The following is a 23427-nucleotide window of genomic DNA, read 5'->3' as shown; positions in this document are numbered from 1 at the left end:
CGTTTGTTAATAGGATTTAGCAAAACTATACATATTAAGCAAAGAGATTTATGATGGTCAATAACAACAAAAGCCTGAAGTGGGGAACTTCAGGCTTTTACTAACTAACCAATTATTAACCTAAATTATGAAACTACTGATATAACGTCATCAAAAACGAGTTTCTTATGTTAGGCCGAATGGTTTAACCAAATTTTAACAAATCGTTGTTATCATTCAATGCGCTTCAGGTTTGGTCCAGCAATAAATATATTTTATTGATACAGTCCCCATTGCTTATTCGGTGTAGCGCCCATTTCTAAAACAAGCTCACCTCCTTTCAGAAGTTCCGAAGCATCAAAATAAAACGTATTAAGCGGTTTTCCATTTAATGTAGCACGTTGTATATACATATTTTTCTTATTTGCATTTTTCGCTATGATAATAAATTGTTCACCTCTACCGTATTTACCGCCCAATTTAATCTTCACTTCCTCAAAGAGAGGGCTTCCAATTTCATAAATTGGCTTGACTCTTGTCCCGCCATCTATCTGAAATAAACCAATAGCATTCATAATATACCAAGCACTCATTTGCCCTTGGTCTTCATCTCCCAAATAAGCATTTGAAACCCCTTGGCCATAATAGCGTTCACCTATGGAGCGACTCCATTTTTGCGTCAACCAAGGCTTATTCAACCAATTAAAAATATAGGCAAAATGCATCGATTGCTGATTTCCCTGAACAACAGGATAATCCCAATATTGATCATTGGGACCATTGTAGCGCCATTTCTCACTTTCCGGAAATCCCCATTCCAATCGTTTTAAAAACACATCCTGTCCGATCATTTTAGCTAACCCAGGAATATCCTGTGGCACAAAAAAGGTCAGTTGCCATGCATTTCCTTCTACATAATGATGGTTAGCTCCCGATTTAAAAGGATCAAAATCTTTATACCATTCTCCTTTTGAATCCTTCATCCGGGCATAGCCACTACTGACATCTATCGCGTTTCTCCACCATTTTCCGCGATCATTGAAATAGTTGTACTCCTGCTCCTTTCCTAACGATTTTGCGAACTGCCCAACTGTCCAGTCGTCAAAACTATATTCCATTGAATTGGAAAACCGGCCCAAATCATAAGGAACGTACTTATATTTTAAATAGACATCCAAATCACGATTACCTGCAAAACCACCTTCAAATTTCAATGGACTTGTTGTCTGCATTTTTTTAACAGCTTCAAATGCCTTTTCAGTATCGTAGTCTCTAATCCCCATCTGGTATGCCCCAACAATTAACGGTATTTCATGTTCTGCAACCATGACGGGAATATACTCCATTCCAGCCGGTCCTTTCGCCAACCAGCCATTTGCGTCATACATCGCAAGTTGCGATCTGACCCATTTATTGGACCATTCCGGCGTAACCAAGTTCCAAAACTGATTTAAATTCCAAAAGGTATTCCAGAAAGCATCACAGCCTAAAGCGAGATCCCCTTTATGGGCTAAAGTTCGTATCACTTCATCCGAAGATCTCCATTGACCATTCACATCACTAAATGTGTTTCGGCTTGCCAAAGTGCGATACATATTTGTATAGAATTTCTCTTTTTCAAAATAGTCTGAAGACTTTATCGCCAATCTACTTAAAAGTTCATCCCAAACTTTATGTTGGTTTTCCACGACCCGATCAATCGACCATCCGAATGGCTCCGACAGTTCCGTTTTTAGATTCTCCTCCGCATTGGCTAAGCTCACATAAGAAATCCCTGTGCGCAGTTGTACAGCCTTATCTTTATGCACATCAAATTCCACGTACATTCCCGCAAATTGAGCGCTATCAGCAACCAAATCAGCCCGTTCAGTCAACCGATCGTTATGCCATGTGCCATAGTTTATGATAGGTTTGTCAAACTCCATCACAAAGTATACGACATAATCCTGTTTTGCATCCGTGGACCAAACGTTTTCAGATAATTGATTACTATATCCTACGACCTTATAGTCAGAAACCTTTTTTAGCGAGAAGACTTTAATTTTATAATCATATTCTCCGTTAACCTTAAGATCAATCATAATACGTCCTGTGTCCGACTTATGGTAGGTATATTGTTGAAAACTGGAACGTGTACCAGCCGTCAATTTCACATCGATATCGTGATCAAGCAGATGAACAGCATAATATCCCAATGGTGCCTTTTCACTGGTTTTATCTATCGCTGATCGATATCCTGAATTTTTACTGTACTGATCTCCGACCCGAGTCTTCAATTGACCTGCTGTCGGAAATGTACCCAATCCAGCCATTGTCCATTCATGGATATGGCTAAAAGTACCAATAGATTCGATAGAAGGTTCATAACCTGCCTGCCAGCCAATATTTTGGTTATCTGGACTTATCTTTACCATGCCAAAAGGCATCCATGGTCCCGGGGCTATCATCCATCTGGAATGTGCTGCCCCCATCATCGTGTTCACATAATCTGAAACTCCACCTAGTCTTTTTGGGCCCCGCTTGATTGTTGAAGACTGTATTAATTGCCCATTACTATAAATTTCATACTTACTCCATATATCCTTAGCGACATAAGGCATTGGTATTTCCAATTTCGCTGCACCTTTTTCAAGTGTTTTCTCATAAATTTTCTTTCCATCTAAGACTACTTTCAATTGTTCATCATCTTTCAATTTCAAGAGATCAACCAGCATATTTTGGACGGGTTTCCCTGCATTTAAGATCTCAAATTCAGCTTGCTGTACATTTTTAACAATTACAGAACGATTGGCTATTAGCTTTACTTGCTGTGGCCCCAGCAGTTTAAAGGAATCAAATTCTACCCATCCTACCTTTATGACAGTCATTGTAATCTGATTTCCGCCTTTCTTAATGAGATCAGCTGGTAATGGTATATTTATCGTAGAATTTCCAGATTTTAAAGGATTCTCTAACGGCTCACCATTTCCTGCTCCCCCCTCCACCTCAAAATTATAGGGCTTGCCATTGATTACGATCTGTAGTGTAGGTTTATTTTTAGGGTCACTATTGGCCAATTTAACCTGAAGTGTACACTGACCATTTTTTATACTATTGTTTAACACATAGTATAAATTCAAAAAATGTGTTCTCAGACCAGAGGTTCCTCCAGTCCCGCCCCATTCATTGGCCGGACCGGGCAATACATAGGGTAAATCCCTTGTTAAAGAAGATTGGCCGATAATAAACGCATTGTCTTCATAACCGAAATCATGTTCCAAAAATTTCTTATATCCATTCGGGGACAAGGCAAATTCGCTGCTTGAACCGTCTGAATTTCCCAATTGCCATATTGTGTGCTCCTGGCCAACAACAGACTGAGCACACATGAACAACAGACCGGCGACAAAAGAAAGTGAGAAACGTAATTTCATAAGTATCAGATTTTATAATTTTTAATTACATCAGTTGCTTTCCTCATAAACTGCACAAAACAATTCACAAAACACATTACATTGTACATACATTAATAACTTACAAAAACGTTTAAAAGCAAAACTTTATGCACAATATTACTACAAAAAAAACAAATATCAAATGAAAAACAGCAAAATGTATATACATATAAAAAGAAAGAAACAAAATGAATTTATTGACACAAGTTAGCGAAAATGAAAGGTTTTGATTCTTAGAGAGGAAAGTTATATCAATTTGTAGTTTGCGCAATATCCACCGCATTTTCCAGTTTTCGGGGAAAAATTGCCTTTACTTAGAAAAGTGTTTCTACAGATTATTTATGATAAAAAAACTTAATAGAAGTTTTCTCATTGCAATATTTGCCTAGAGTCCATTATTTTAGGATTAAAACTTTGTCAAAACTCAAGTAAAGCAATAATTACTATTGGCTATTTGGATCTAATAAGTTATATTTATACAATTATTTGCTTTGAAACCTTAAAGATAAGAGTATTATCTTTTGTATTATCATTATAAACGATATTCTACCCATTTGTGTAGAAACTTATTTCATTGCTGGATAGAGATGCAATGTTTGAACAAGTTCAACTATAAACGTTGACAATGATTACGAGGTAAGGATAGGAAGGTAAAAAAAGTCTATTATTAGCGTATAAATTGAGATTACGTCCTTATTTTTGTAACTTGCACGCCAGGACAACATCGATTTTACGTGGTATTCAAAAGCGATTGCGGATCATCTTTGTATTTTACACTATGAAAATTAAGATTGAAGATTTTTTCAAGCCGGTACAAGTTAAAGACGACTTTAGCAAAGATGATTATGAGATTGTCGAAGCCTTTATAAATTTTGCCAAGTCCTTAAGCAGATTAACCTATCAGAGTATATATTTAATTGACTATTCAAAGAAAAGCTTTCTATTTGTGTCTGATAATCCAATCTTTCTGTGTGGAAGCACGCCTGGGGAAGTCATGCGAGAAGGGTATTATCACTATGTTAATAATGTACCTGAGAGTGATTTACATTTATTAAAAAAGATCAATGACGTTGGTTTTGACTTTTTTGGAAATTTAGATGCCGAAGATCGCTTAAAATACTCCATATCTTATGATTTTCATTTAAAACAACCGGGAAATAAGCCACTGTTAGTAAACCATAAACTAAAACCTCTGCTCCTGGATAAATTTTCTAACCCCTGGATCGCCCTATGCTTAGTTTCCATGTCCTCACATGCTAACTCAGGAAACATTAGATTTAAATCTGATGAGGACGGAAAACAGTTTGAATATGACTTGGATAAAGATATTTGGGTAGAAACTCCGCGAATTAAATTGAAACCCCGTGAAAAGGACATTCTTCTTTTTTCCGCACAGGGTCTTACTATGGATCAAATAGCAGATCGACTTTATGTATCGATTGATACGGTAAAATTTCATAAAAAACAGATATTTTCAAAACTGAAAGTCAAAAGTATTACAGAGGCTACAGCATTAGCCATTGAACTATCTCTTTTTTAATCTTATTCATTATTTTTTGAACATAATAGCATTAGTTTTGACATCTCAACAAATTTTTGAATATCGGCATGATTTCCTATACTAAACTGGGAATATTTATTTTTTTCAATAAAAGTCTCCAGCCATTCCGATTTAATATAGATCGGTAATGTCTCAGAATAGAGGTAGATGATTGGATCACCAAGTTGAAAAGATTCTATCTCCAATTTTCGAAGCGTATTGACCACTTTTCGATCACATTCAGCTATAACCAATCCACTACCAAGGCTGTACGGACCATAGAATGCGTCAAAAAGCATCTTTTTCAGAATATTAATGCGATTACCTATTATCTTTCCAGAAATTACGAAACGTCCAATGTGCCAAAAATTCTTTACATCTGGAATTAACAAACTTTCTGTCTCGATATCAAATAATTTTTGAATCGGCAAACTCGTTTCCTTATCCCAAAATGTAATTCTAATGGATGCCTGAATACAGTTATCAAGCTTACTTCGAAGCACATAATAAATGGAACGATCAAAAAAAATCTGATCCTCTCCTATCAATGACTCAAAGTCAAACGCATATTCCTCTTCGGAATAACTATCCAGTTTGTAATGCTGCTGAGTCGTTACTAAATAAAAATGAATAAGTTCAGGAAGTTCGTTTTTATTAAGCTTGGTAAAATAATGGTTTTCAGGCGTCCAGTTCATGCAAATGTTATTCGATATGCAATTATAAAAATAAAGACTTTTCGTTTAAATTCCCACAGAGACAAATTTACTACACAAAAGTGTAATGAAACGGATGTTTTTTTCAACTATATTAAGTTCAACCAATCATTGATAAATAATAGGAATCTGGAAAGAATTTTACAGGTTTAGATGTCGCTAAATTAAATACAATATGACTAACCATACCCGATAATAAATACAAACCTAATGATAATTGCGGAGGAGAAGACGTCAGCGCGATTTTACCATATTCTGCCAAAAATTCCTCAAACCATTTCGTTTCCATTCCTTTTGTTTTTAAACTGTCAACAATAAATTTACCGACATTTAATTCAAATGTCTTGTGGGCCTTTTCCAATGAATGAAGATTAAGGCCTTCAGGAGGAAGAACCGTTAAAAATCCTGCCCAGCCCAAATTATAAGGATGTACTACCGGTATATTTCGTTTTGCCATATACTGGTCAAAGACAAAAGGAATATCAGAAGAAAAATCCAACGCATTAATGGCAACCTTATGATTAATATCGATATTATATAAATTATCTTGGTTAATAAATTCAGAAAACACTGTTATTTTGGCTTGCGGGTTAATTGAATGCAAACGTTCCTGCAAAGCAAATACTTTCTTAATACCAATATCCTTGTTTGTATAATTTTGTCTGTTTAAATTTGTCAATTCGACAACATCTCCATCGGCAATTGTCAAATTTTCGAAACCCATACGCAATAAGCACTCGGCAATGTAACTTCCTATTCCACAACCTCCTATTAACACAGGAAAGTCTTTGATATGTTGTTGATCCTCTTCTTTAATATGTATGTTATTTCGAATATACCTCAAATCCATATATAATCTCTCAATAATTTTGTATCACATAAAGATAGAATTATAATTTATATTATTATTAAAGAAATTGCTAAGTAAATTTCATAGTTGCGTAGTACAAATTAGCGGCGATTTTGCTTAATTTAGCCACCTATCTTTTGTTTTTATTTTGATTCAAAATGAATACCTTTAATAAAATCAACGTGTAAAAATGGATAATACAAGAATATATCGCATGTCATTTGCTGGTGTATACCCGCTTTATATACAAAAAGCCGAAAGAAAAGGACGTACAAAAGAAGAGGTTGACGAAATCATTTTCTGGCTTACCGGCTATAGTCCCATATCGCTACAGCAAGTAGTTGAAAATAAAACTGACTTTGAACATTTCTTTAAACAAGCACCAAGTTTAAACCCGAATGTTTCGAAGATCAGGGGTGTAATCTGTGGCTATCGCATTGAAGATATTGAAGATCCGCTGGTTCAGAAAGTTCGCTATCTCGATAAATTAATTGATGAACTGGCCAAAGGGAAACCCATGGAAAAAATTTTGAGAAAGTAAACTCTGCTACGATTCGTAAATAGCGCGTACTTACTATTCCAATGCATAGATGGCACCATCTGCGGAGCTAAAATAAAGCCGATTTTCATCGATCCATATTGTTGAAAAGATACTTCCCATCTGCAGGTAGTCTGCAAACAGTCTTGTAATATCATCCTCATATTTTTGTTGCAGATCGGCTCGCAGCACATTTTCATCATTTATAAACAATTGCCTATTCTTTTTACTTGACTCCGTTTGAAAAATAGGCACAACCCCTCCGTTTTTTATATCCAATCTATAAATTACACCATCCAGCGTTCCAAAAAAGGCCTCATTACTTACGATAGTGGCACTGCTAAATGTATTTAAAGGCACTTTAGGTTCAACTATTTTCACGCCGTCCATTCTATTTAAAACAAGTATACTATAGGAATCCGACATGGTTACGACAAGCTTATCGTCAAAAATACTAGGAACACTCGTCCAGCTCCCTGGTTGATGATATACCCAAAAGCCACTTCCATTCGCGGCATTAAGCGCATATACATTAAAGTCACGAGCACCAAAATAGACTGTACTGTCGGCGACTGCTGCATGGAACTGAATCTCGCCTTTTGGAAAATAACGTTCACCAACCGTTTTAAACTTCCAATGTAGGGTACCATCTTTTTTCAAACAATAAAAATAACCATCAAAACTACCAATGAAAACACGTTCTTGTGTCAGCGTTGGGGCTGCATGCACAATGCCCCCAGTCAGGAATTTCCAAACAAGTTTTCCCGATTTAGCATCTACGGCATAGACATGATGATCCCCAGATCCAAAATAAACTACACCATCTGCAACCGCAGGAGATGAGAGGAAATAGTCCCATATATCATAACTCTTTTCACCATCGGTTGAAAACTGCCATAATTTTCGACCTGTTTGGGCATCCAGGGCATACAAGTAGCCATCAGTGCTTAAAAAATACACTTTTCCGCCATCAAGAGCAACCGTCGACCGAATTTCGCCGGTAGTTTTATACTTCCAAAGTATATTACCGCTCGTTTTATTCAATGCGTAAAGATTACTGTCGCAAGACCCGACAAAAACGATATCCTTCCAAACGACGGGCGAAGAAAACAGCCTTCCCTCTGTTTTGAATTTCCATTTCAACGCGGGATTTAACCTAATATTGGATTGTGCTGTATAATTTTGGCGATCTAGGTCTCTAGCCAGATGCTGCGCCCGTAATTGACAAAAACATCCCACTGCAATAAATAGGATAATAATTGGGCGCCAATCATATTTTAGTCCAAACATCGCTGTACTTCTATTCAGGTTATATTATTGATAGATAAGGTATTTTTCCCTAGTTTTTCTATAATTACTTAGGCCCGGCTCCCAGCTTTTTCGGATTTCTTCTTCCGAAACACCGGCTTCAATTTGCTTCCGAAATAAACCTACGCCGACGAGCTTTTCGATACTGCCAATCTGTTTCGAAAATGATTGATCAAAAAACTTATCTTTTTCCGGAGAATTCCGATAAAGCGCTATCATCCAGGATAGGTTTATTTTTTTGCTATCGACAAGCTGCTGCAGATCATATTTACGCAGGTCTATTCCATAACATTCTTCATTCATAAAGAGAGGCGATTCACTCATCCCTTTTTTACTGACGGGGACAAATGAGAAATCATATGTACCCTTATAGATTGGGCTACCGATCACAACAAAGGGATAATCGGTGCCTCTACCATGATTTACTTTTACACCTTCAAAAAGACAGGTACTTGGATATATGAGTATGCTTTGTTCCGTATTTAAATTGGGCGAAGGATTGACTGGCAGCTTATAAAGCATACTATGATCATAATCTGCTACAGGAATAATCTTCAATTTACACTTCTTTTTAGTATTCATCCAACCTTCTCCGTTGATCATCTGGGCAAATTCAGCAGTAGTCATCCCATGCGCAATAGGAACAGGGAATTGCCCAATACCCGACTTATATTCTTCCTCCAAAATAGGACCGTCAATTAGATAAGCATTGGGATTGGGCCTATCTAAGATCAAGAGCTCCTTATCATTTTCGGCGCAAGCTTCCATAATATCCCGAAGGGTATTAATGTTGGTATAAAACCTCACCCCCATATCCTGCACATCATAAATAAACAGATCGATATCTTTTAGATCCTTCGCTGTTGGCTTTTTCTTATTCCCGTATAAAGAGACAATAGGAATTTTAGTTGTCGGATCGACTTCATCCCCCACTTCAGTTCCATTACTTGCATTCCCTCGAAATCCATGCTCAGGCCCAAAGATTCTCACAATCTGAACCCCGCGCGCAAGCAGACTATCAACAAGGTGCCGCCCTTTAATAACCGTAGATGGATTGCCCAATATCGCAATGCGTTTATTCATTAAATAAGGAAGGTAACGCTCGGTTTGTTCTGCTCCAGTTTGTATACGATCATTACAATAATTCAACGAGATCTGTGCAGTTGCATTTCTGAATAGGAATAGAATCAAGATAGAAATAAGCACTGGTTTCATATTCATTTGGTTTATACTATTAAAATATAGCCCCTGAGCATCAAGCTATTTATCCGATTGCAAAAACTAAACTAAGGATAAAGCTTTATTTTAGCAAATCATTTGTTAAAATTGATAAACAAGTTTTATCCAGCTACCTTTGGAATATTATTGGGAGCGTGATTTGCACATGAAACAATAGATGACATTCAGAAGCTGTGGCATACTAAATTTTATACTAATAATTGATAATGGAAAAGCAGGTAAATGCGGGCGAATTTGTAGATCGTTTTATGACAGGTAGTTTGGAGCACCTTCGCTACCAGCAATCGCCGATCAAGATATTTCAGCTCAGTGAAATCGCCCCTTACATTAAATTCCCTACTCCGCCTATTTTCTTGGGCTATAACCTCCTCGTCCATATAACTGAAGGTTATTTTAAACATCAGATCGGTGCCAAAGAATATGTCGTTCAGGCTCCAGCAATTCTTATCAGCAATTATGGTAATATTTCAACAATAAAGTCTGTCGATAAATCTTCGAAAGGGCATTGCGTCTTGATCAACGACAATGCGATGACGTCCATATTCAGGGAACAGGAGATTTTGAATATCTTTAACATCTCGCCCTTACTTAACTTAACTGCACAAGATAGTAGTGATCTTCAGGAGCTTTTTAGATTACTTTATAATGAACTACTTTCGGAATTCCCTTATCGAGAACTGTTTGAAAATTTGTTAAAATCGGCAATTTTAAAAATCATCAAACTTTCGTCCTCCAATCAAGCCCTCAATCGTCGGCAGGAAATTGCAATGATGTTCAAACAGCTTGTGCACAAAAACTTCAAAAAGCAAAAAAATATTTCATTCTACGCCGACAAACTTGCAGTATCTACAAACTACCTTAATCGCTGTGTATTTTCAGTATTTAAAAAATCTTCCAAAGAACTTATTCTAGAAGTACTGATTATGCACAGTCAATTTCTGCTGTTTGAATCCACTAAAAGCATTGCAGATATCTGTTATGAATTGGATTTTTCTGACCCGTCTTACTTCTCACGACTTTTCAAAAAAATAGTTGGCGTCTCTCCTACTTCTTATCGAAACAGAGCAACTTAAATTTTCAACATGCACGATTTGTCCTATCTTTTATACTGAAGTACACAAGAAAATCAAATTGATTGCAGTTATTTTTGTGTAAGTCATTGAAGCAAAAGAGAATTTCAGTTCGGTAGCACTCTTTATTCTCGATGTTTCAATTTACATTGTTCCATCATTTAATTACATATTTAAAGATGCTTAAGGTTTCAGAAGACAACAATATAACCCAGGATTTCGATTTGTTTATTGCAGATTTTAAAACTAGGCTGTCAAGCTTATTTAATAAGGAATACGATTACAACTCGCTCAGTTTAACGCGTGGGCTTCCGCCTGAGTTTTTAAAAGAGATCATGAAAATGCAACCATTGTCGGTTGCTATCCCCGAACATCACGGTGGTCGTGGTCTTCATGTAAAAGAATGTTTGGGTGTACTGGCGGCAGCTTCTTATGAATCACTATCGTTATCGCTAATCTTCGGGATTAATATTGCACTATTTTTGGAACCTTTTGCCAAATACGGCAACACCTTACTTCAAGAGAGGGTATTCCATCAATTTTTGGAAAATCAGGCAATGGGAGGACTAATGATTACCGAACAGGCTTACGGCAGTGACGCACTCAATATGCGAACATCTTACGAACAAAGGGACGATAAGTACTATATAAAAGGTGAAAAACACTGGCAAGGTCTTACTGGAGCTGCAGACTTTTGGCTCGTGACGGCACGCAAGAAAAATGAAAATGGAGAACTGGTGCGGGATATAGATTTCTTTGTCACAGAGAACGCCGTCGAAGAACAAAAGATTGTTGTAACAAAGAAATACAATAGCCTCGGTCTCTATGCAATTCCTTATGGTGTCAACAACATTGATATCAATGTTCCCGCGGATCATAAACTAAATCCGGAAAGTACAGGAATTAAATTGATGTTAGATACCCTCCACCGCAGCAGATTACAGTTCCCAGGAATGGGCATGGGTTTTATAAAACGAATGTTGGATGAGGCCATGACACATTGTTCCGAACGCCGTGTAGCAGGTATTAGTTTAACTGAATTAGACGCTGTTAAATTTCAGTTGTCGCGCATACAGGCTGCATTTACCTTGTGTTCTGCAATGTGTTCATACAGTGTCTCGATCAGCTCTATCCATAATGACCTTTCAGCCTATGGTGTAGATGCCAATAGTGTGAAAGCATTTGTGACAGACTTAATGCATGAAGCCGCGCAAATATGTGTGCAATTATCCGGTGCAAATGGCTACAGGTTAGACCATGTTGCCGGTCGTGGCCTCATAGACAGTAGACCTTTTCAAATCTTTGAGGGATCAAATGAAATGCTATATTCTCAAGTTGCTGAAGCGATCGGTAAACTTATGCGCAAAACCAAAGAAAGCAACTTATTATCTTTCTTAAAAAAATATAGCTCAACTGAATTTGCAGCACCATTTTTCTCATCAATCTTGAATTTTGACTTTCCGCTACAGCCGAAACAACGTGAACTGGTTACACTTGGAAAGGTAATCGCCCGCGTCATTTGTTTTCAGTATGTTTTAGAAATTAACAATGCCGGGTTCAATGATAAGATGACTGAAATAACACGTCAACACGTAAGTATGGATATTTATATGTTGGTAGGCCAATTATCAAATAACAATAATGCCGAACCACTTATGAACTATGACGAGAACACGGATTGGATGAAGTTCACTTCTTAATCAGGAGAGATTACAGGAATCAAACTAGTCAGTAAGTTTCAATAAACGCAAGAGGCCACTTCCTATGAAGTGGCCTCCTGCGTTATATTGCTGAAATATCCCATTCCCAAACACTATGATAGTGCCCTATCGACTCGGTATAGGCAATAAATTCTCGGTAAAACGGATGTGAACCTATTGTAGCACTATCTCCAATAACAACCAATTTCTTCTTAGCCCTAGTCATTGCCACATTCATCCGGCGGACATCAGACAAAAAACCAATCTGCTGTTCAGCGTTACTTCTGGTCAAACTGATATAAATAACATCCTTCTCTTGTCCCTGAAAACTGTCTATTGTCTGTATTTTAATCAAGTCATTAAAAGGTCGCAGCTCGTCTTCCCCTTCCAATACTTCCTTCAGGAAAGTAGCCTGTTTCCGATAAGGTGCAATCACCCCGATGCTCAGGCTTTCATTTAGGGTCGAGGAAGCTTTCCAAGCCCCAATATGGTCGTTTAGATGAGCTTTAATAAAATGAGCTTCGCCCATATTGAAGATTGCGCCGTCACTTTCCGTTTCTTCAAATCCCGCTCCTGCTGTATCAATAAATAACACCGGTTCAGTATCCACTGCTAAGCTCCACTGTGCCACGGTACTATCTGCTCTTAACGAACCATTATATAAGGCTACAGATGGGTAATGCATAATTTGTTCATTCATGCGATACTGCACATCTAGCAAAGAAACTAATTGTGGATTACGGTCTACCAATTTTTCAAATAATGTATGACTCAGGCCATGGTTAGATCCCTTACTCGATTTTACTGTTGGAGGTAATTGATTATGATCACCGGCCAAAATAAGCCGATGTGCCTTTAATATCGGTATCCAGCAAGCAGGCTCTAATGCTTGTGCGGCCTCATCAATAATGACTGTTTCATAGCTACGATTGCGGATAACCTCATGATTTGATCCAACCAAAGTTGCAGTGATTACCTGCGATTTATCCAAAACATCTGCACTGATAAAATCTTGAATTTTATCGACATCTTTTCTGATTCGATGGGCCTCATCAAACAATGCTTTTCTTTGCTCCCGCTCAGCCTTTCCAAAATTACGTTTATATTTTTGAGCCATCTCTGTATACGTCCGCACTTGTTTTTGAAGTGTTTTAATATCCTTATTTGCGGGATGTCGATCAATCTTTGCATCGAGTGTCAATTCTTGAAGATGTTCCGAAACCTTAACAGGATTACCTATTCTTGTTACTGTAATGCCAGCAGCGTCTAAACGTTCGGTTAGCAGATCAACGGCCGTATTGCTCGGGGCAACAACCAATACTTGCTTGTTGTATTGTTTTAGGAGTGCCTGCACGGCCTGAACCAATGTTGTTGTTTTCCCTGTCCCCGGCGGCCCATGCAAAAGAGCCACGGTACTTGCTTCCAATAGCTGTTGGATCGCTTTATTTTGCCCCATATTTAAGCTGGGATGCTCAAAGAATTCTCCAATAGAAGCAATCGGAATGACCTCTTCACCGATTAATCTTCTCACTAAACTACCCTGCTTTGCATCACGGCTCAATTCCTTTCCTTTCTCCAATGCATTAAACATCTCCCGATAGGAATACTCATCAAATAACAAATCAACACCAAGCTTCCCTCTTCTGCTCCATTCTGGAAGTTCATCGACACGAAATGAAATTCGCATCCCATCCCTATTGATCGAAGATATGATGCCCTCTATTCGATCTCGGTCGGGATCGTGATTTGAAAACAGACAAACTGGCATACCAAAGCGAAACTTATGTTCGACCTCATAATGATTTGTTCGGTTTAAGTTAACGGACAAATAGTCTCCTCTTCCAAGCTCCATATCCGTTATCTGAATCGGAAACCAGGTGACACCTTGCATTCTTCGTTCATTCAAACTACTTTTCAACAACAAATTTTCATGTTGTAATTTATCAAATTGCTGCTCTTCTTGTAATAAAGTAATAAGCTCGTCGAAATAATTCATCGTGTCATATATATATTGCTCAGGCACAAAATAACTGTTTTTTCACGTATTTGGACCATTTGGTTTTTAATTTCATCTCATCCTTTGCCAAATTTTGTAAAGCAAATCGATATCCTTCTAAGGAAGCAATGGATGTAGCCGTAAATTCATTTTTTTTTGTTATAATTGAAAAACAGAGCGTTTTCCAATCGAAACATCCATAAATCAACAATTAGATGAGCGAAATATTCTTACACGACAGCGAACAGCAATGGACAGACTTGGGCGAAGGTGTGATGCGAAAAATACTTGTTTTTAATGATGAACTCATGCTCATGAAAGTTCGTTTTAAAAAAGGGGCCATCGGTGCACTTCATCAACACCCCCATACACAGATTTCTTATGTTAGTGCTGGAACATTCAGATACCATATTGACGGTGTTGATCGCATCCTAACTGCAGGAGACTCTTGTATCATCTATTCGCAATTGGTTCATGGATGTGAATGTCTCGAGGAGGGTGAACTGATCGATTCATTCACTCCTTATCGCGAAGACTTTGTTCAGTATACGTAAAAATGCATTGATAAGGTCTTGAAAAAATAATAATCATTTTGTTCTAACGTTAATGCAATAACATTCAAAAATATGATCTCACTTCTTTCTCCTCATATGCGCGCAACATTTGCTGGTGTATGCCTGAGCATTGGTTTACTCGGTCTTTCCCCATCTCTACAAGCGCAAGAAAAACCTCTTTTAATAGAGAAGATAAATTCGCAACTATACCTCTATACCACCTTTAATAATTTTGAAGGCACCAAATATGCTGCTAATGCGGTCTATTTAATAACAAAAAAAGGCGTTATTCTATTTGATACACCATGGGATTCCACACAATATCAACCCTTATTGGACAGTATCAAACAGAAACATAATTTACCCGTCATTGCGGTGTACGCAACACACTGGCACGAAGACCGTGCGGGTGGTTTTGCGTATTACAACCGTATTGGAATTCCAACCTACGCAACGAAAATGACGAACGACCTACTAAAGGCAAATCACAAAGCCCAGGCCACTCATCTTGTTTCCACCAATAAAACCTACAGCGTCGGCGGACAATCTTTTGTTCTGAACTTTTTTGGTGCCGGACACTCCATGGACAATGTTGTTGTCTGGTTTCCTGAATATAAGATTCTAGACGGTGGTTGTTTTATAAAAAGCTCCGAAGCCCAAGATCTAGGATTTACGGCAGATGGGGATATAAAATCCTGGAAGCCATCCCTAGCGAGGTTATTGGCAAAATATCCCGAAATTAATATGGTTATTCCTGGACATGATGCCTGGAAAGATAAAGGTCAGATAAAGCGAACCGAAGCTCTGCTTACTGAAGGACACTAATACATTTCTTTTATCCCCAAGGATGCCGGTAAACTCTCTTGTTTTTCAATAGGATAAAAATATCTGTAAGGAACCAAATAGATAAAACCTTTGATTATAATGCATTTAGGTCGTCAAAAAAGAAGCAACTAGATAACAGACCTACAAAAAACAGTAGAAAAATAAAAAAGAGGCTTTGTTTATCCAAAAAAGTACTATCTTAGCGACACCAAATAAAGCAGGGGCATTAGCTCATTTGGCTAGAGCGCTTCGCTGGCAGTGAAGAGGTGATCAGTTCGAATCTGATATGCTCCACAAAAAAAGGGTACTTAAGTACCCTTTTCTTATTTTTAATCGACCAATTTTGACAGCAAATTCTTATTTATAAGAGTTTACAGATTTAGAAATTTTCCAGGTTCCGTTTTCTTTAACCAGTGTGATCAGATCTGTTTTAGCAAAACCATCAAATTGCATCGTAACTTTCGCAATGGCATAATCAGGTAATTCTTCAACGATCTGTGTTGTTGTTCTGCAGTTCATCTTAATTCCTTTTTGTTTTTTCAAAAATTCAATCATCTCATGACGGCTATGTTTCAAATCTTGTTTACCACAAACCTTTTGATCAAAATCAGCTGTAAAAAGCTTGTCTAAATTAGCTACTTGACCTTCGGTCATTGCACCAACGTATTCATCGATGGCTAAATCAGCAGTAATTAAATTGCGTTCTTCTGGCTTAACTGAAGCCATCGAGCAAGTAGAGATTGCAATCATTGCCGCTGCTACAAATGTTTTTACTAAAGTTTTCATATCTTTTTCAATTTTATAATGTATTAGTATATTTTCTTATTTTACTGTCGCTTACTCTATAAATTTGTTGTGTACTTTTTTTATTTATTTTCTGATTCAAAGTTAAGACAACTCATATATTGATTTCATTACATTTAGATTAACATTACATTAAAATCGGTAAATGCTATTTTTTTCTAGGCGAATGAAATTTCCAATCAATTCGCTGTATAGCCAAAACGTGACAGAATAAATAAATTATTGGTTTGAATATTGTTATTCTGTCTATTTCCTGCTAGATTGCATTCTTTCATGACACACTACGATAGCGTATATTTTTTTTATATTAAATGTTCTATTTTGATGGTTTTACTTGTACTTGGCGACACTGTATATGCACAACGTCCTGTCAATGAAATAGAAACCACCAAACATCTCGCCGATACAAGTAGACAACGGGACCTGATTGATATTGGAAAAGAAATATTAAATATCAAGCCCCCCCAAACAGTCGATAGTACAGGAAAGAAAATCTATTTTTCCTTTTTACCGTTTTCGACAAATGTTCCCGGAGGAGGACACGCCTTAATTACAAGTACCACAGCAGGATTTTATTTAGGAGATCGTTCCGATACCTATATGTCCAAGATGACATTTACCCCTTACACAAATTTTGGTAAACGATTTGGTCTGCCAATACGTTCTTACATCTGGTTAAAAGAGAATACATGGGTGATCGATGGCGATATCCGACTACTAAAATACCCGCACGAAACTTGGGGAATTGGCAAAGAGCATTATGGCGATCAGCAGATTAATTTAGACTACACCTACTTTCGTTTATACCAACACGCATTAAAAAGAATTCATGGGGGACTTTTTATGGGAATCGGTTATGATTTAGATTATAGAATGAATATTAAGTCTACGAGCAACACCAAGCTCGAAGACTACACGTCCTACCCTTATGGAACAGATTTAAAAGACAATACCATGTCTTCGGGAGTAAGCTTCAATTTAATTTACGATACACGGGCCAATTCGATCAATACTTGGTCGGGTAACTATGCCAATTTACAGTTCCGTATAAATCCGACATTTTTAGGTAGTGATCAGAATTGGAAATCGCTATTTCTTGAAGTTAGACGATACCATAGGCTCACCCAAGACCGAAACCGACAAAATATGATTGCCATAAGGAGTTTCTTCTGGACCGTATTTAATAGTAAAGCACCCTATCTCGATCTTCCTAATTTGGGATGGGATCCATACAATAGTTCGGGAAGAGGCTTTCCAGTCAGCCGTTTTCGTGGCAAATCACTTTATTACTTAGAAACGGAATATCGTCGTGATATCACTCAAAACGGCTTATTTGGATTCGTAGCATTTATGAATTTTACGACATTAAACGGGCCAAAGAATTCCATGTTCGAAGACTGGAACGTCGGCACTGGTGCTGGTGCACGAATTAAGTTTAACAAAAACTCGGGCACCAACATTGGAATCGACTATGGTATCAGCAAGAATCACCGTGGCGTTAGACTCACCTTGGGTGAGGTCTTCTAGTTTCTAACTTAAATGATAGCGCTGGTTTTTAAACTCCATTGACGCATAGTACTGATATTTCTTATTGTCCAAGGGATAATCCCAACAGCCCATACGGTGGTAGATTTCACCACCAAATCCTGTTTTGAAACGATAAAGTCCATATAAAGGGTGTGACGGATCTGCCTGTGGCGATACTCCAAAGAAATCATATTCTGTACAGCCTTTTTCTTTCGCAAGCTGCATCGCACGCCATTGCAAAGCGTATGTCGCCATATAATTACGATTTTCGGAAGCAGAAGCTCCATATAGATAAGTCCCCCGATTTGCTGCAATTACCAAAAACATCGCGGCCAAAGGCTGGCTATCCACTTCGGCAACTAAAAGATATACATCTGCGGGAGATAATGTATCACTTGCCCTTGCAGAAAGAACGATCTTAAAATAGCTTATATCATGTAAGAAAAAGTTATTTCGAAGAGCTGTCTGCCGATAAAGCTCATACCAAACCGCCAAACTTTCAAGCCCCAGCGAACGCACACGTACGCCTTTTCGTTCTGCTAAATTGATATTATATCGTGTCTTAGATTTCATATTTCCAAGCAAGATGTCCTCCCCTTTTCTAAGATCCATAAAAATAGTATTTGAAGGAAGTATGTCCGTATTGGCTTTATGAAAGTTCCAGTTTTCTGTGTTAAAATTAAAGCGCATTTCCTGAATCCGTTTCTCCGGCACCCCTAGCCAGTTACCATGAAGATCGTAACAATCATCCTCTTTAGCCCAATGTGATTCCCAAGATAAATCATAGCGTATCATTATACAATTTGGTGGCAGATGGGAACGTAAACTTTCCGATAACTGTTCTAAAAAATAGCCCTGGTTTTCATCTGAAGGTTCAATCTCAGGTCCATAAGGAACATAGGCTATGCTATGTTCCTGATCTATGGTTTGTATAATAATTAATAGATCACCGATAAAATAGGTATCGTCGTCGACTCCGACATACAGATCGGATTGTTTGGATTTAAAATTAAATGCCTTCGATTGTATACCTTGCATTTTTTTTACTGCAGACCAGTAAGCAGTTTGTTGAATAATACCTGTTTTATAAAGCCCACTGATTTCTTTGTCACTAATGTCTGCTATCATGATATTTTACTATTTAATAGGGTTGTTTTTATAAGATATTCACAAAATCGATGCAATTTTAACACCCAAAAACGGCAAACATAGCCAAAATGTTTGGTTAAGCGCACATGCATCTGTCACTTTGTTGTTAATTTCAAGAAATAGAGAAAAACAGGCATTCAAAGTCGCTTTTTTACATTATTTAACGCTATAATATCCGCGTTTGAATTGTTATTTTGACCTAAAATTTAAGATATTTGTAGCTTAACAATTCAAATACGATGGACAATAAAGCGATCTCAAAAATTTTCAAATTATGTAGCCAATTGATGGAGCTTCACAACGAAAATCCTTTTCGAACAAAATCCATTGCAAGTGCATCTTTTAAGTTGGACAAGCTACCTTTCCGTATTGAAGAGGCCAGTCTTGAAGAATTGAGTGCACAACCTGGAATAGGAAAAAGCACTGCTGAAAAAGCCAAAGAAGTCGCTGCTACGGGAACTTTCAAAGAGCTTGAGGATCTTATTGAAAACACACCATCCGGTATTACTGAAATGTTAACTATTAAGGGCCTTGGCCCTAAAAAGATTCAAATTATCTGGAAAGAACTCGAGATTGAAAGTGTCGGCGAATTACTTTACGCCTGTAATGAAAACCGTCTCGTAGAAGCAAAAGGGTTTGGTCTTAAAACGCAGGAAGACATCAAAAAATCCATTGAGTTTTCTATTTCCAACAAGGGATGGTTTTTATATGCGAAAGTACTTCCACTGGCAGAAAAATTTTTCAACGAATTGAAATTGCATTTCCCTTCTTCGCTGCTGTCATTTACAGGAGATTTCAGAAGAAAATGCGAGGTTTTGAGTACCGTAGATCTTTTAATATCGGAAAGTATAGACAACGTCGAAAAATTCCTCGATGGATTTACTTTAGTGGAAAAAACAGAAAACTCCATAGAACTGACCGATGAATTGGGGTTTACTTTCAAAGTATTCAGTAGTAATATCAATGATTTTTATCGCGACCTGATTCTTAGTACCGGATCCACTGCACATCTCGATCTTCTATTTAATATTCTACCGGATCTACCTTCACTTTCCAGTGAAGAGGCCATTTACCGTAACTTGGGTTTAGATTATATTGAACCCGAATTACGAGAGGGCTTGAATGAAATAGTGCAGGCCCATACGCATACACTGCCAAAGCTGATTCAATACAAAGATCTCAGGGGAACACTCCACAATCACTCCACCTATAGTGACGGCGTACATAGCCTCGAGCAAATGGCAGTGCATTGTAAAGATGTCCTGGGGCTAGAATATTTGGGTATATGCGATCACTCGCGAACGGCAGTCTATGCCAACGGCCTTTCCATTGAGCGATTGGAACAACAATGGAATGAGATTGCTACCTTAAACGAAAAATTGGCTCCATTCAAGATTTTCAGGGGAATTGAATCTGATATTCTAGGTGACGGTTCATTAGACTATCCCGATGAGGTATTGGCTAAGTTTGACTTCGTTGTCGCCTCCGTACACTCCAATCTGAAAATGGACGAAGACAAAGCCACAACAAGACTAATCAAAGCGATCGAAAATCCGTATACAACAATCTTAGGCCATCCAACAGGAAGACTATTATTAAGTAGAGCCGGATATCCCTTAGATTTTAAACGGGTAATCGATGCTTGTGCGGCAAATGGCGTTGTCATTGAGATAAATGCAAATCCTTTACGATTAGATCTGGATTGGAGATGGCACCGTTATGCAGTAGAGAAAGGAGTTTTACTTTCCATCAATCCCGATGCCCATCGTACAGAGGGATTGCATGATATGCAATATGGTGTATTGGTGGCTCAAAAGGGTGGTCTGCAAGCAAGCAACTGTTTGAATGCATACGCGCTAGATGCCATAACGACCTATTTTAATAAGAAAAAACAAGGCTAGGGTATGTCGAGTAAAACAAATGCTGTTCGGCTGTTGGACACAGCAAAAATAACGTATGAACTCAGAGCATATGAGGTAGACGAACAGGACGTCAGTGCTGCGCATGTCGCCGAAACCCTAGGTTTATCACCCGAAACACTTTATAAAACCTTAGTCTTAAAAGGCAACAAAGATCCTTATATTGTCGCCGTAGTTCCCGGAAATGCACAGCTCGATCTAAAAAAAATAGCGAGGGCCTCTGGGAATAAAAACTGCGAAATGCTCCCGATGAAAGACCTTTTAACGGTGACCGGCTATATTCGTGGTGGCTGTTCACCTATTGGCATGAAAAAACAGTTCCCAACCTTTATTGAAGAGGCCGCACAATTGGAGACAGCGATTTCGGTAAGCGCAGGAAAAAGGGGGCTTCAGATTATTTTAGCCCCAACAGACTTGGCTACGATCACAGCTGCCCATTGGTCCGATCTGATCGATATGTGAATTACCCTTTACGCCCATATAATAAAATGCGCTTGAAAGAATAGATCGCTGGAAATTTAGTAAAATGTTTTTTGATGCGTGTTTTAAATTCAGTTACAAACATAGGCTTCTTATCTTCCTCCAATTGTTCCATGTAAGGAATCAAAGCAGACCCAGCGATAAAATTGTAAAGCATGTCTGCATCAGCAGCAATGAGCGGATATACACGAAGAGAAAGGTTTAATTGATCCAGGCCATTATCAAATAACAATTGCGCATAAGTATCAATATCCAATACCGAAGAAGGCCTATTCCAGCCCCTTAAATAGGATCGATAGGGTTCTTCCGTCGCCAATTCGAATAAAATTTTATTTAGTATATTTTCGGGCTGATAAGGCATTTGTATCGCCAATTGCCCGCCAACATTAAGCTTAGAAATAATTTGAGGGAAAACAGCCTGATGATCTTCCAGCCATTGTAAAGCAGCATTACTGAATATAAGATCCCATGTTTTTGGCTCTGCAATGAAGTTCTCAACGGAACTTTGCCTAAATTTTAGACGTTCCGTTTCCAACTTATGACTTTTAGAAAGCATTTCCGCAGAAGAATCTACCCCAAGAAAGGTCGCTTGAGAAAATTGTTCGCTTAAGATAGCTGTCTGTTCACCTGTACCGCAACCTAAATCGACTGCATGCTCCATTTTATCGGCAGTAATTAGCTCAGATAAATCATAAAACGGTTTAAAACGGATATCTTTAAATTGATTGTATACAACTGGATTCCAAGGCATATATTTATTAATTAACACCCGTATCGGGCAATACTACATTTTCTATTTAAACAAGGTAAGAATTTCTGCGGGTTCAACTTTACCAAAATACGCCGTCAAATCAATTGATTTCAGTAAGCTATCAATTTCTCCTACTTCATGCTTTTCACCAATCAATAAATTTTCAAGTTCATGAATTGATCGGGATGCAAAAAAATCACCGAAAATTTTAGCCCTTTCAATGTATCCTTTATGTACATCCAAATGCAACTCGATGAATCCTGCTGGGATCTTAATTGCTTTTTTAAAGTTATAATTTGGTGAAAAACCGAAGTTCCAATCCCATGTTTCATACTTCTCTTCGACCAATTTTTCTATATTTTCAATATCCGAAGCGGTAAACTCAATCATTTTGGCTGCTGGATTCTCACGTTTTATTTCTTCAATCAGCAATTCCTTAAAAACTCCAGTCGTAAAACCAGCAGGTAGATATTCAATTAAATTTGTGACACGTGCGCGATTCGATTTTACCGCCTTATCTACAAACTTCAATGGATTGACCTTTAAGGCATCGCTTAATACCTGCATCTGCGAATCAATCAATATCGTACCATGTTGAATCATCTTCCCATTTTTTGCAAGCTTGGCATTTCCACTAAACTTCTTCCCATCTACCAGGAGGTCATTTCTTCCTTCTAATTTTGCAGGGATATCCAATTTGTTCAAAATATGTACAATCGGCTGGGTAAAGGTCGAAAAATCCATAAAATCATGATTTCCCAATAAGGCATGAAAAGAAAAATTTAAGTTTCCAGCATCATGATAAACAGCACCACCGCCAGACATTCGTCGCACAACCTTAATCTGATGCTCGTTGACATAATCAAGATTGATTTCGGCCAAGGTATTCTGAAATTTACCAACGATAATTGAAGGGTCATTTACATAGAGTAAAAAAATATCCTCTTCCGGAAATTTACCCAATAAATACTCCTCTGAAGCGATGTTAAAATAGGCGTTGCGGGATGGAGAATCGATAATCAGCATATTTTTCTTTTTTCAAAAATAACAA

At 37.8% G+C, this 23427-nt stretch carries 19 protein-coding genes and 1 tRNA gene; 10 read left to right on the top strand and 10 right to left on the bottom strand.

All coding sequences use genetic code 11. The features are described 5' to 3' along the window. Window positions 1-254: 254 nt before the first annotated feature. Window positions 255-3392 carry a GH92 family glycosyl hydrolase gene (locus tag B3H30_RS22085; protein ID WP_286834854.1) on the bottom strand — a complete coding sequence of 1046 codons (3138 nt, stop codon included), beginning with the start codon at window positions 3390-3392 and terminating at the stop codon, window positions 255-257. Between the two features lie 799 nt (window positions 3393-4191). On the opposite strand from B3H30_RS22085, the gene B3H30_RS22080 reads away from it, so the two are divergent. Beyond that, window positions 4192-4953: a response regulator transcription factor gene (locus tag B3H30_RS22080; RefSeq protein ID WP_070569349.1), complete on the top strand. Its 762-nt coding sequence runs from the start codon at window positions 4192-4194 to the stop codon at window positions 4951-4953. A 2-nt stretch (window positions 4954-4955) separates the two neighbouring features. On the opposite strand, the gene B3H30_RS22075 is transcribed toward B3H30_RS22080, so the two are convergent. Next, window positions 4956-5648, bottom strand: a complete 693-nt coding sequence (locus B3H30_RS22075) for a hypothetical protein (protein WP_070569347.1) — start codon at window positions 5646-5648, stop codon at window positions 4956-4958. 118 nt (window positions 5649-5766) lie between these two features. After that, the gene (locus B3H30_RS22070; protein WP_070569344.1) at window positions 5767-6516 is read right to left on the bottom strand and encodes a ThiF family adenylyltransferase; all 750 of its coding nucleotides are present in this window, start codon (window positions 6514-6516) and stop codon (window positions 5767-5769) included. A 190-nt stretch (window positions 6517-6706) separates the two neighbouring features. Between B3H30_RS22070 and B3H30_RS22065 the strand changes: the two genes are divergently transcribed. Next, window positions 6707-7057 (top strand): DUF2200 domain-containing protein, encoded by a 351-nt coding sequence (locus B3H30_RS22065; protein WP_286834853.1) that lies wholly within the window; start codon window positions 6707-6709, stop codon window positions 7055-7057. 33 nt (window positions 7058-7090) lie between these two features. Here B3H30_RS22065 and B3H30_RS22060 read toward each other — a convergent pair whose 3' ends face one another. Continuing rightward, a complete protein-coding gene (locus B3H30_RS22060) occupies window positions 7091-8344 on the bottom strand; it encodes a PQQ-binding-like beta-propeller repeat protein (RefSeq protein WP_070569336.1) in 1254 nt (417 codons plus the stop codon). A gap of 24 nt (window positions 8345-8368) precedes the next feature. Continuing rightward, the gene (locus tag B3H30_RS22055) at window positions 8369-9583 is read right to left on the bottom strand and encodes an exo-beta-N-acetylmuramidase NamZ family protein (RefSeq protein WP_115047888.1); all 1215 of its coding nucleotides are present in this window, start codon (window positions 9581-9583) and stop codon (window positions 8369-8371) included. Between the two features lie 224 nt (window positions 9584-9807). On the opposite strand from B3H30_RS22055, the gene B3H30_RS22050 reads away from it, so the two are divergent. Next, on the top strand, window positions 9808-10674 hold the full coding sequence (locus B3H30_RS22050; RefSeq protein ID WP_172462352.1) for a helix-turn-helix domain-containing protein: 867 nt from the start codon (window positions 9808-9810) through the stop codon (window positions 10672-10674). A gap of 176 nt (window positions 10675-10850) precedes the next feature. Beyond that, complete coding sequence (locus B3H30_RS22045; RefSeq protein WP_201639451.1) at window positions 10851-12371, top strand: acyl-CoA dehydrogenase family protein; 1521 nt, start codon at window positions 10851-10853, stop codon at window positions 12369-12371. An 82-nt stretch (window positions 12372-12453) separates the two neighbouring features. Here the strand turns inward: B3H30_RS22045 and B3H30_RS22040 are convergent, their stop codons facing one another. Further along, window positions 12454-14367 (bottom strand): AAA domain-containing protein, encoded by a 1914-nt coding sequence (locus tag B3H30_RS22040; protein WP_070569327.1) that lies wholly within the window; start codon window positions 14365-14367, stop codon window positions 12454-12456. A gap of 215 nt (window positions 14368-14582) precedes the next feature. Here B3H30_RS22040 and B3H30_RS22035 point away from each other — a divergent pair, with 215 nt between their 5' ends. The 3 genes from B3H30_RS22035 to B3H30_RS22025 all read left to right on the top strand — a co-directional run bounded on the left by B3H30_RS22035 (window position 14583) and on the right by B3H30_RS22025 (window position 16040). Then, entirely contained in the window at window positions 14583-14921 is a 339-nt protein-coding gene (locus tag B3H30_RS22035) for a cupin domain-containing protein (RefSeq protein WP_070569321.1), read from the top strand. A gap of 96 nt (window positions 14922-15017) precedes the next feature. Next, window positions 15018-15746 carry a BlaB/IND/MUS family subclass B1 metallo-beta-lactamase gene (bla, locus tag B3H30_RS22030; protein ID WP_070569933.1) on the top strand — a complete coding sequence of 243 codons (729 nt, stop codon included), beginning with the start codon at window positions 15018-15020 and terminating at the stop codon, window positions 15744-15746. A gap of 220 nt (window positions 15747-15966) precedes the next feature. Beyond that, a tRNA-Ala gene (locus B3H30_RS22025) sits at window positions 15967-16040 on the top strand. 63 nt (window positions 16041-16103) lie between these two features. On the opposite strand, the gene B3H30_RS22020 is transcribed toward B3H30_RS22025, so the two are convergent. Beyond that, window positions 16104-16532: a nuclear transport factor 2 family protein gene (locus tag B3H30_RS22020; RefSeq protein ID WP_083296087.1), complete on the bottom strand. Its 429-nt coding sequence runs from the start codon at window positions 16530-16532 to the stop codon at window positions 16104-16106. Between the two features lie 342 nt (window positions 16533-16874). On the opposite strand from B3H30_RS22020, the gene B3H30_RS22015 reads away from it, so the two are divergent. Then, window positions 16875-18077: a hypothetical protein gene (locus B3H30_RS22015; protein WP_236560154.1), complete on the top strand. Its 1203-nt coding sequence runs from the start codon at window positions 16875-16877 to the stop codon at window positions 18075-18077. Window positions 18078-18080: 3 nt separating this feature from the next. Here B3H30_RS22015 and B3H30_RS22010 read toward each other — a convergent pair whose 3' ends face one another. Further along, a complete protein-coding gene (locus B3H30_RS22010; RefSeq protein WP_070569311.1) occupies window positions 18081-19205 on the bottom strand; it encodes a lipid II:glycine glycyltransferase FemX in 1125 nt (374 codons plus the stop codon). Between the two features lie 260 nt (window positions 19206-19465). On the opposite strand from B3H30_RS22010, the gene B3H30_RS22005 reads away from it, so the two are divergent. Then, entirely contained in the window at window positions 19466-21127 is a 1662-nt protein-coding gene (locus B3H30_RS22005) for a DNA polymerase/3'-5' exonuclease PolX (protein ID WP_286834852.1), read from the top strand. Between the two features lie 3 nt (window positions 21128-21130). Beyond that, on the top strand, window positions 21131-21607 hold the full coding sequence (ybaK, locus tag B3H30_RS22000; protein ID WP_286710308.1) for a Cys-tRNA(Pro) deacylase: 477 nt from the start codon (window positions 21131-21133) through the stop codon (window positions 21605-21607). A gap of 1 nt (window position 21608) precedes the next feature. Here the strand turns inward: ybaK and B3H30_RS21995 are convergent, their stop codons facing one another. After that, complete coding sequence (locus B3H30_RS21995; protein WP_115047878.1) at window positions 21609-22376, bottom strand: methyltransferase domain-containing protein; 768 nt, start codon at window positions 22374-22376, stop codon at window positions 21609-21611. Window positions 22377-22418: 42 nt separating this feature from the next. After that, entirely contained in the window at window positions 22419-23402 is a 984-nt protein-coding gene (locus tag B3H30_RS21990; protein WP_115047876.1) for a lipoate--protein ligase, read from the bottom strand. Window positions 23403-23427 lie beyond the last annotated feature (25 nt).

Origin of the sequence: Sphingobacterium sp. UBA7038 (assembly GCF_002494055.1) — a bacterium.
Taxonomy (GTDB): Bacteria; Bacteroidota; Bacteroidia; order Sphingobacteriales; family Sphingobacteriaceae; genus Sphingobacterium; species Sphingobacterium multivorum.
This window is presented reverse-complemented; position numbering and strand designations above follow the sequence as displayed.

Bases quoted from the DNA above. Each gene is read 5' to 3' on its own strand.
- B3H30_RS22085 (WP_286834854.1), bottom strand. From the start codon at position 3,392: ATGAAATTACGTTTCTCACTTTCTTTTGTCGCCGGTCTGTTGTTCATG.
- B3H30_RS22080 (WP_070569349.1), top strand. From the start codon at position 4,192: ATGAAAATTAAGATTGAAGATTTTTTCAAGCCGGTACAAGTTAAAGAC.
- B3H30_RS22075 (WP_070569347.1), bottom strand. From the start codon at position 5,648: ATGAACTGGACGCCTGAAAACCATTATTTTACCAAGCTTAATAAAAAC.
- B3H30_RS22070 (WP_070569344.1), bottom strand. From the start codon at position 6,516: ATGGATTTGAGGTATATTCGAAATAACATACATATTAAAGAAGAGGAT.
- B3H30_RS22065 (WP_286834853.1), top strand. From the start codon at position 6,707: ATGGATAATACAAGAATATATCGCATGTCATTTGCTGGTGTATACCCG.
- B3H30_RS22060 (WP_070569336.1), bottom strand. From the start codon at position 8,344: ATGTTTGGACTAAAATATGATTGGCGCCCAATTATTATCCTATTTATT.
- B3H30_RS22055 (WP_115047888.1), bottom strand. From the start codon at position 9,583: ATGAATATGAAACCAGTGCTTATTTCTATCTTGATTCTATTCCTATTC.
- B3H30_RS22050 (WP_172462352.1), top strand. From the start codon at position 9,808: ATGGAAAAGCAGGTAAATGCGGGCGAATTTGTAGATCGTTTTATGACA.
- B3H30_RS22045 (WP_201639451.1), top strand. From the start codon at position 10,851: ATGCTTAAGGTTTCAGAAGACAACAATATAACCCAGGATTTCGATTTG.
- B3H30_RS22040 (WP_070569327.1), bottom strand. From the start codon at position 14,367: ATGAATTATTTCGACGAGCTTATTACTTTATTACAAGAAGAGCAGCAA.
- B3H30_RS22035 (WP_070569321.1), top strand. From the start codon at position 14,583: ATGAGCGAAATATTCTTACACGACAGCGAACAGCAATGGACAGACTTG.
- bla (WP_070569933.1), top strand. From the start codon at position 15,018: ATGCGCGCAACATTTGCTGGTGTATGCCTGAGCATTGGTTTACTCGGT.
- B3H30_RS22020 (WP_083296087.1), bottom strand. From the start codon at position 16,532: ATGAAAACTTTAGTAAAAACATTTGTAGCAGCGGCAATGATTGCAATC.
- B3H30_RS22015 (WP_236560154.1), top strand. From the start codon at position 16,875: ATGGTTTTACTTGTACTTGGCGACACTGTATATGCACAACGTCCTGTC.
- B3H30_RS22010 (WP_070569311.1), bottom strand. From the start codon at position 19,205: ATGATAGCAGACATTAGTGACAAAGAAATCAGTGGGCTTTATAAAACA.
- B3H30_RS22005 (WP_286834852.1), top strand. From the start codon at position 19,466: ATGGACAATAAAGCGATCTCAAAAATTTTCAAATTATGTAGCCAATTG.
- ybaK (WP_286710308.1), top strand. From the start codon at position 21,131: ATGTCGAGTAAAACAAATGCTGTTCGGCTGTTGGACACAGCAAAAATA.
- B3H30_RS21995 (WP_115047878.1), bottom strand. From the start codon at position 22,376: ATGCCTTGGAATCCAGTTGTATACAATCAATTTAAAGATATCCGTTTT.
- B3H30_RS21990 (WP_115047876.1), bottom strand. From the start codon at position 23,402: ATGCTGATTATCGATTCTCCATCCCGCAACGCCTATTTTAACATCGCT.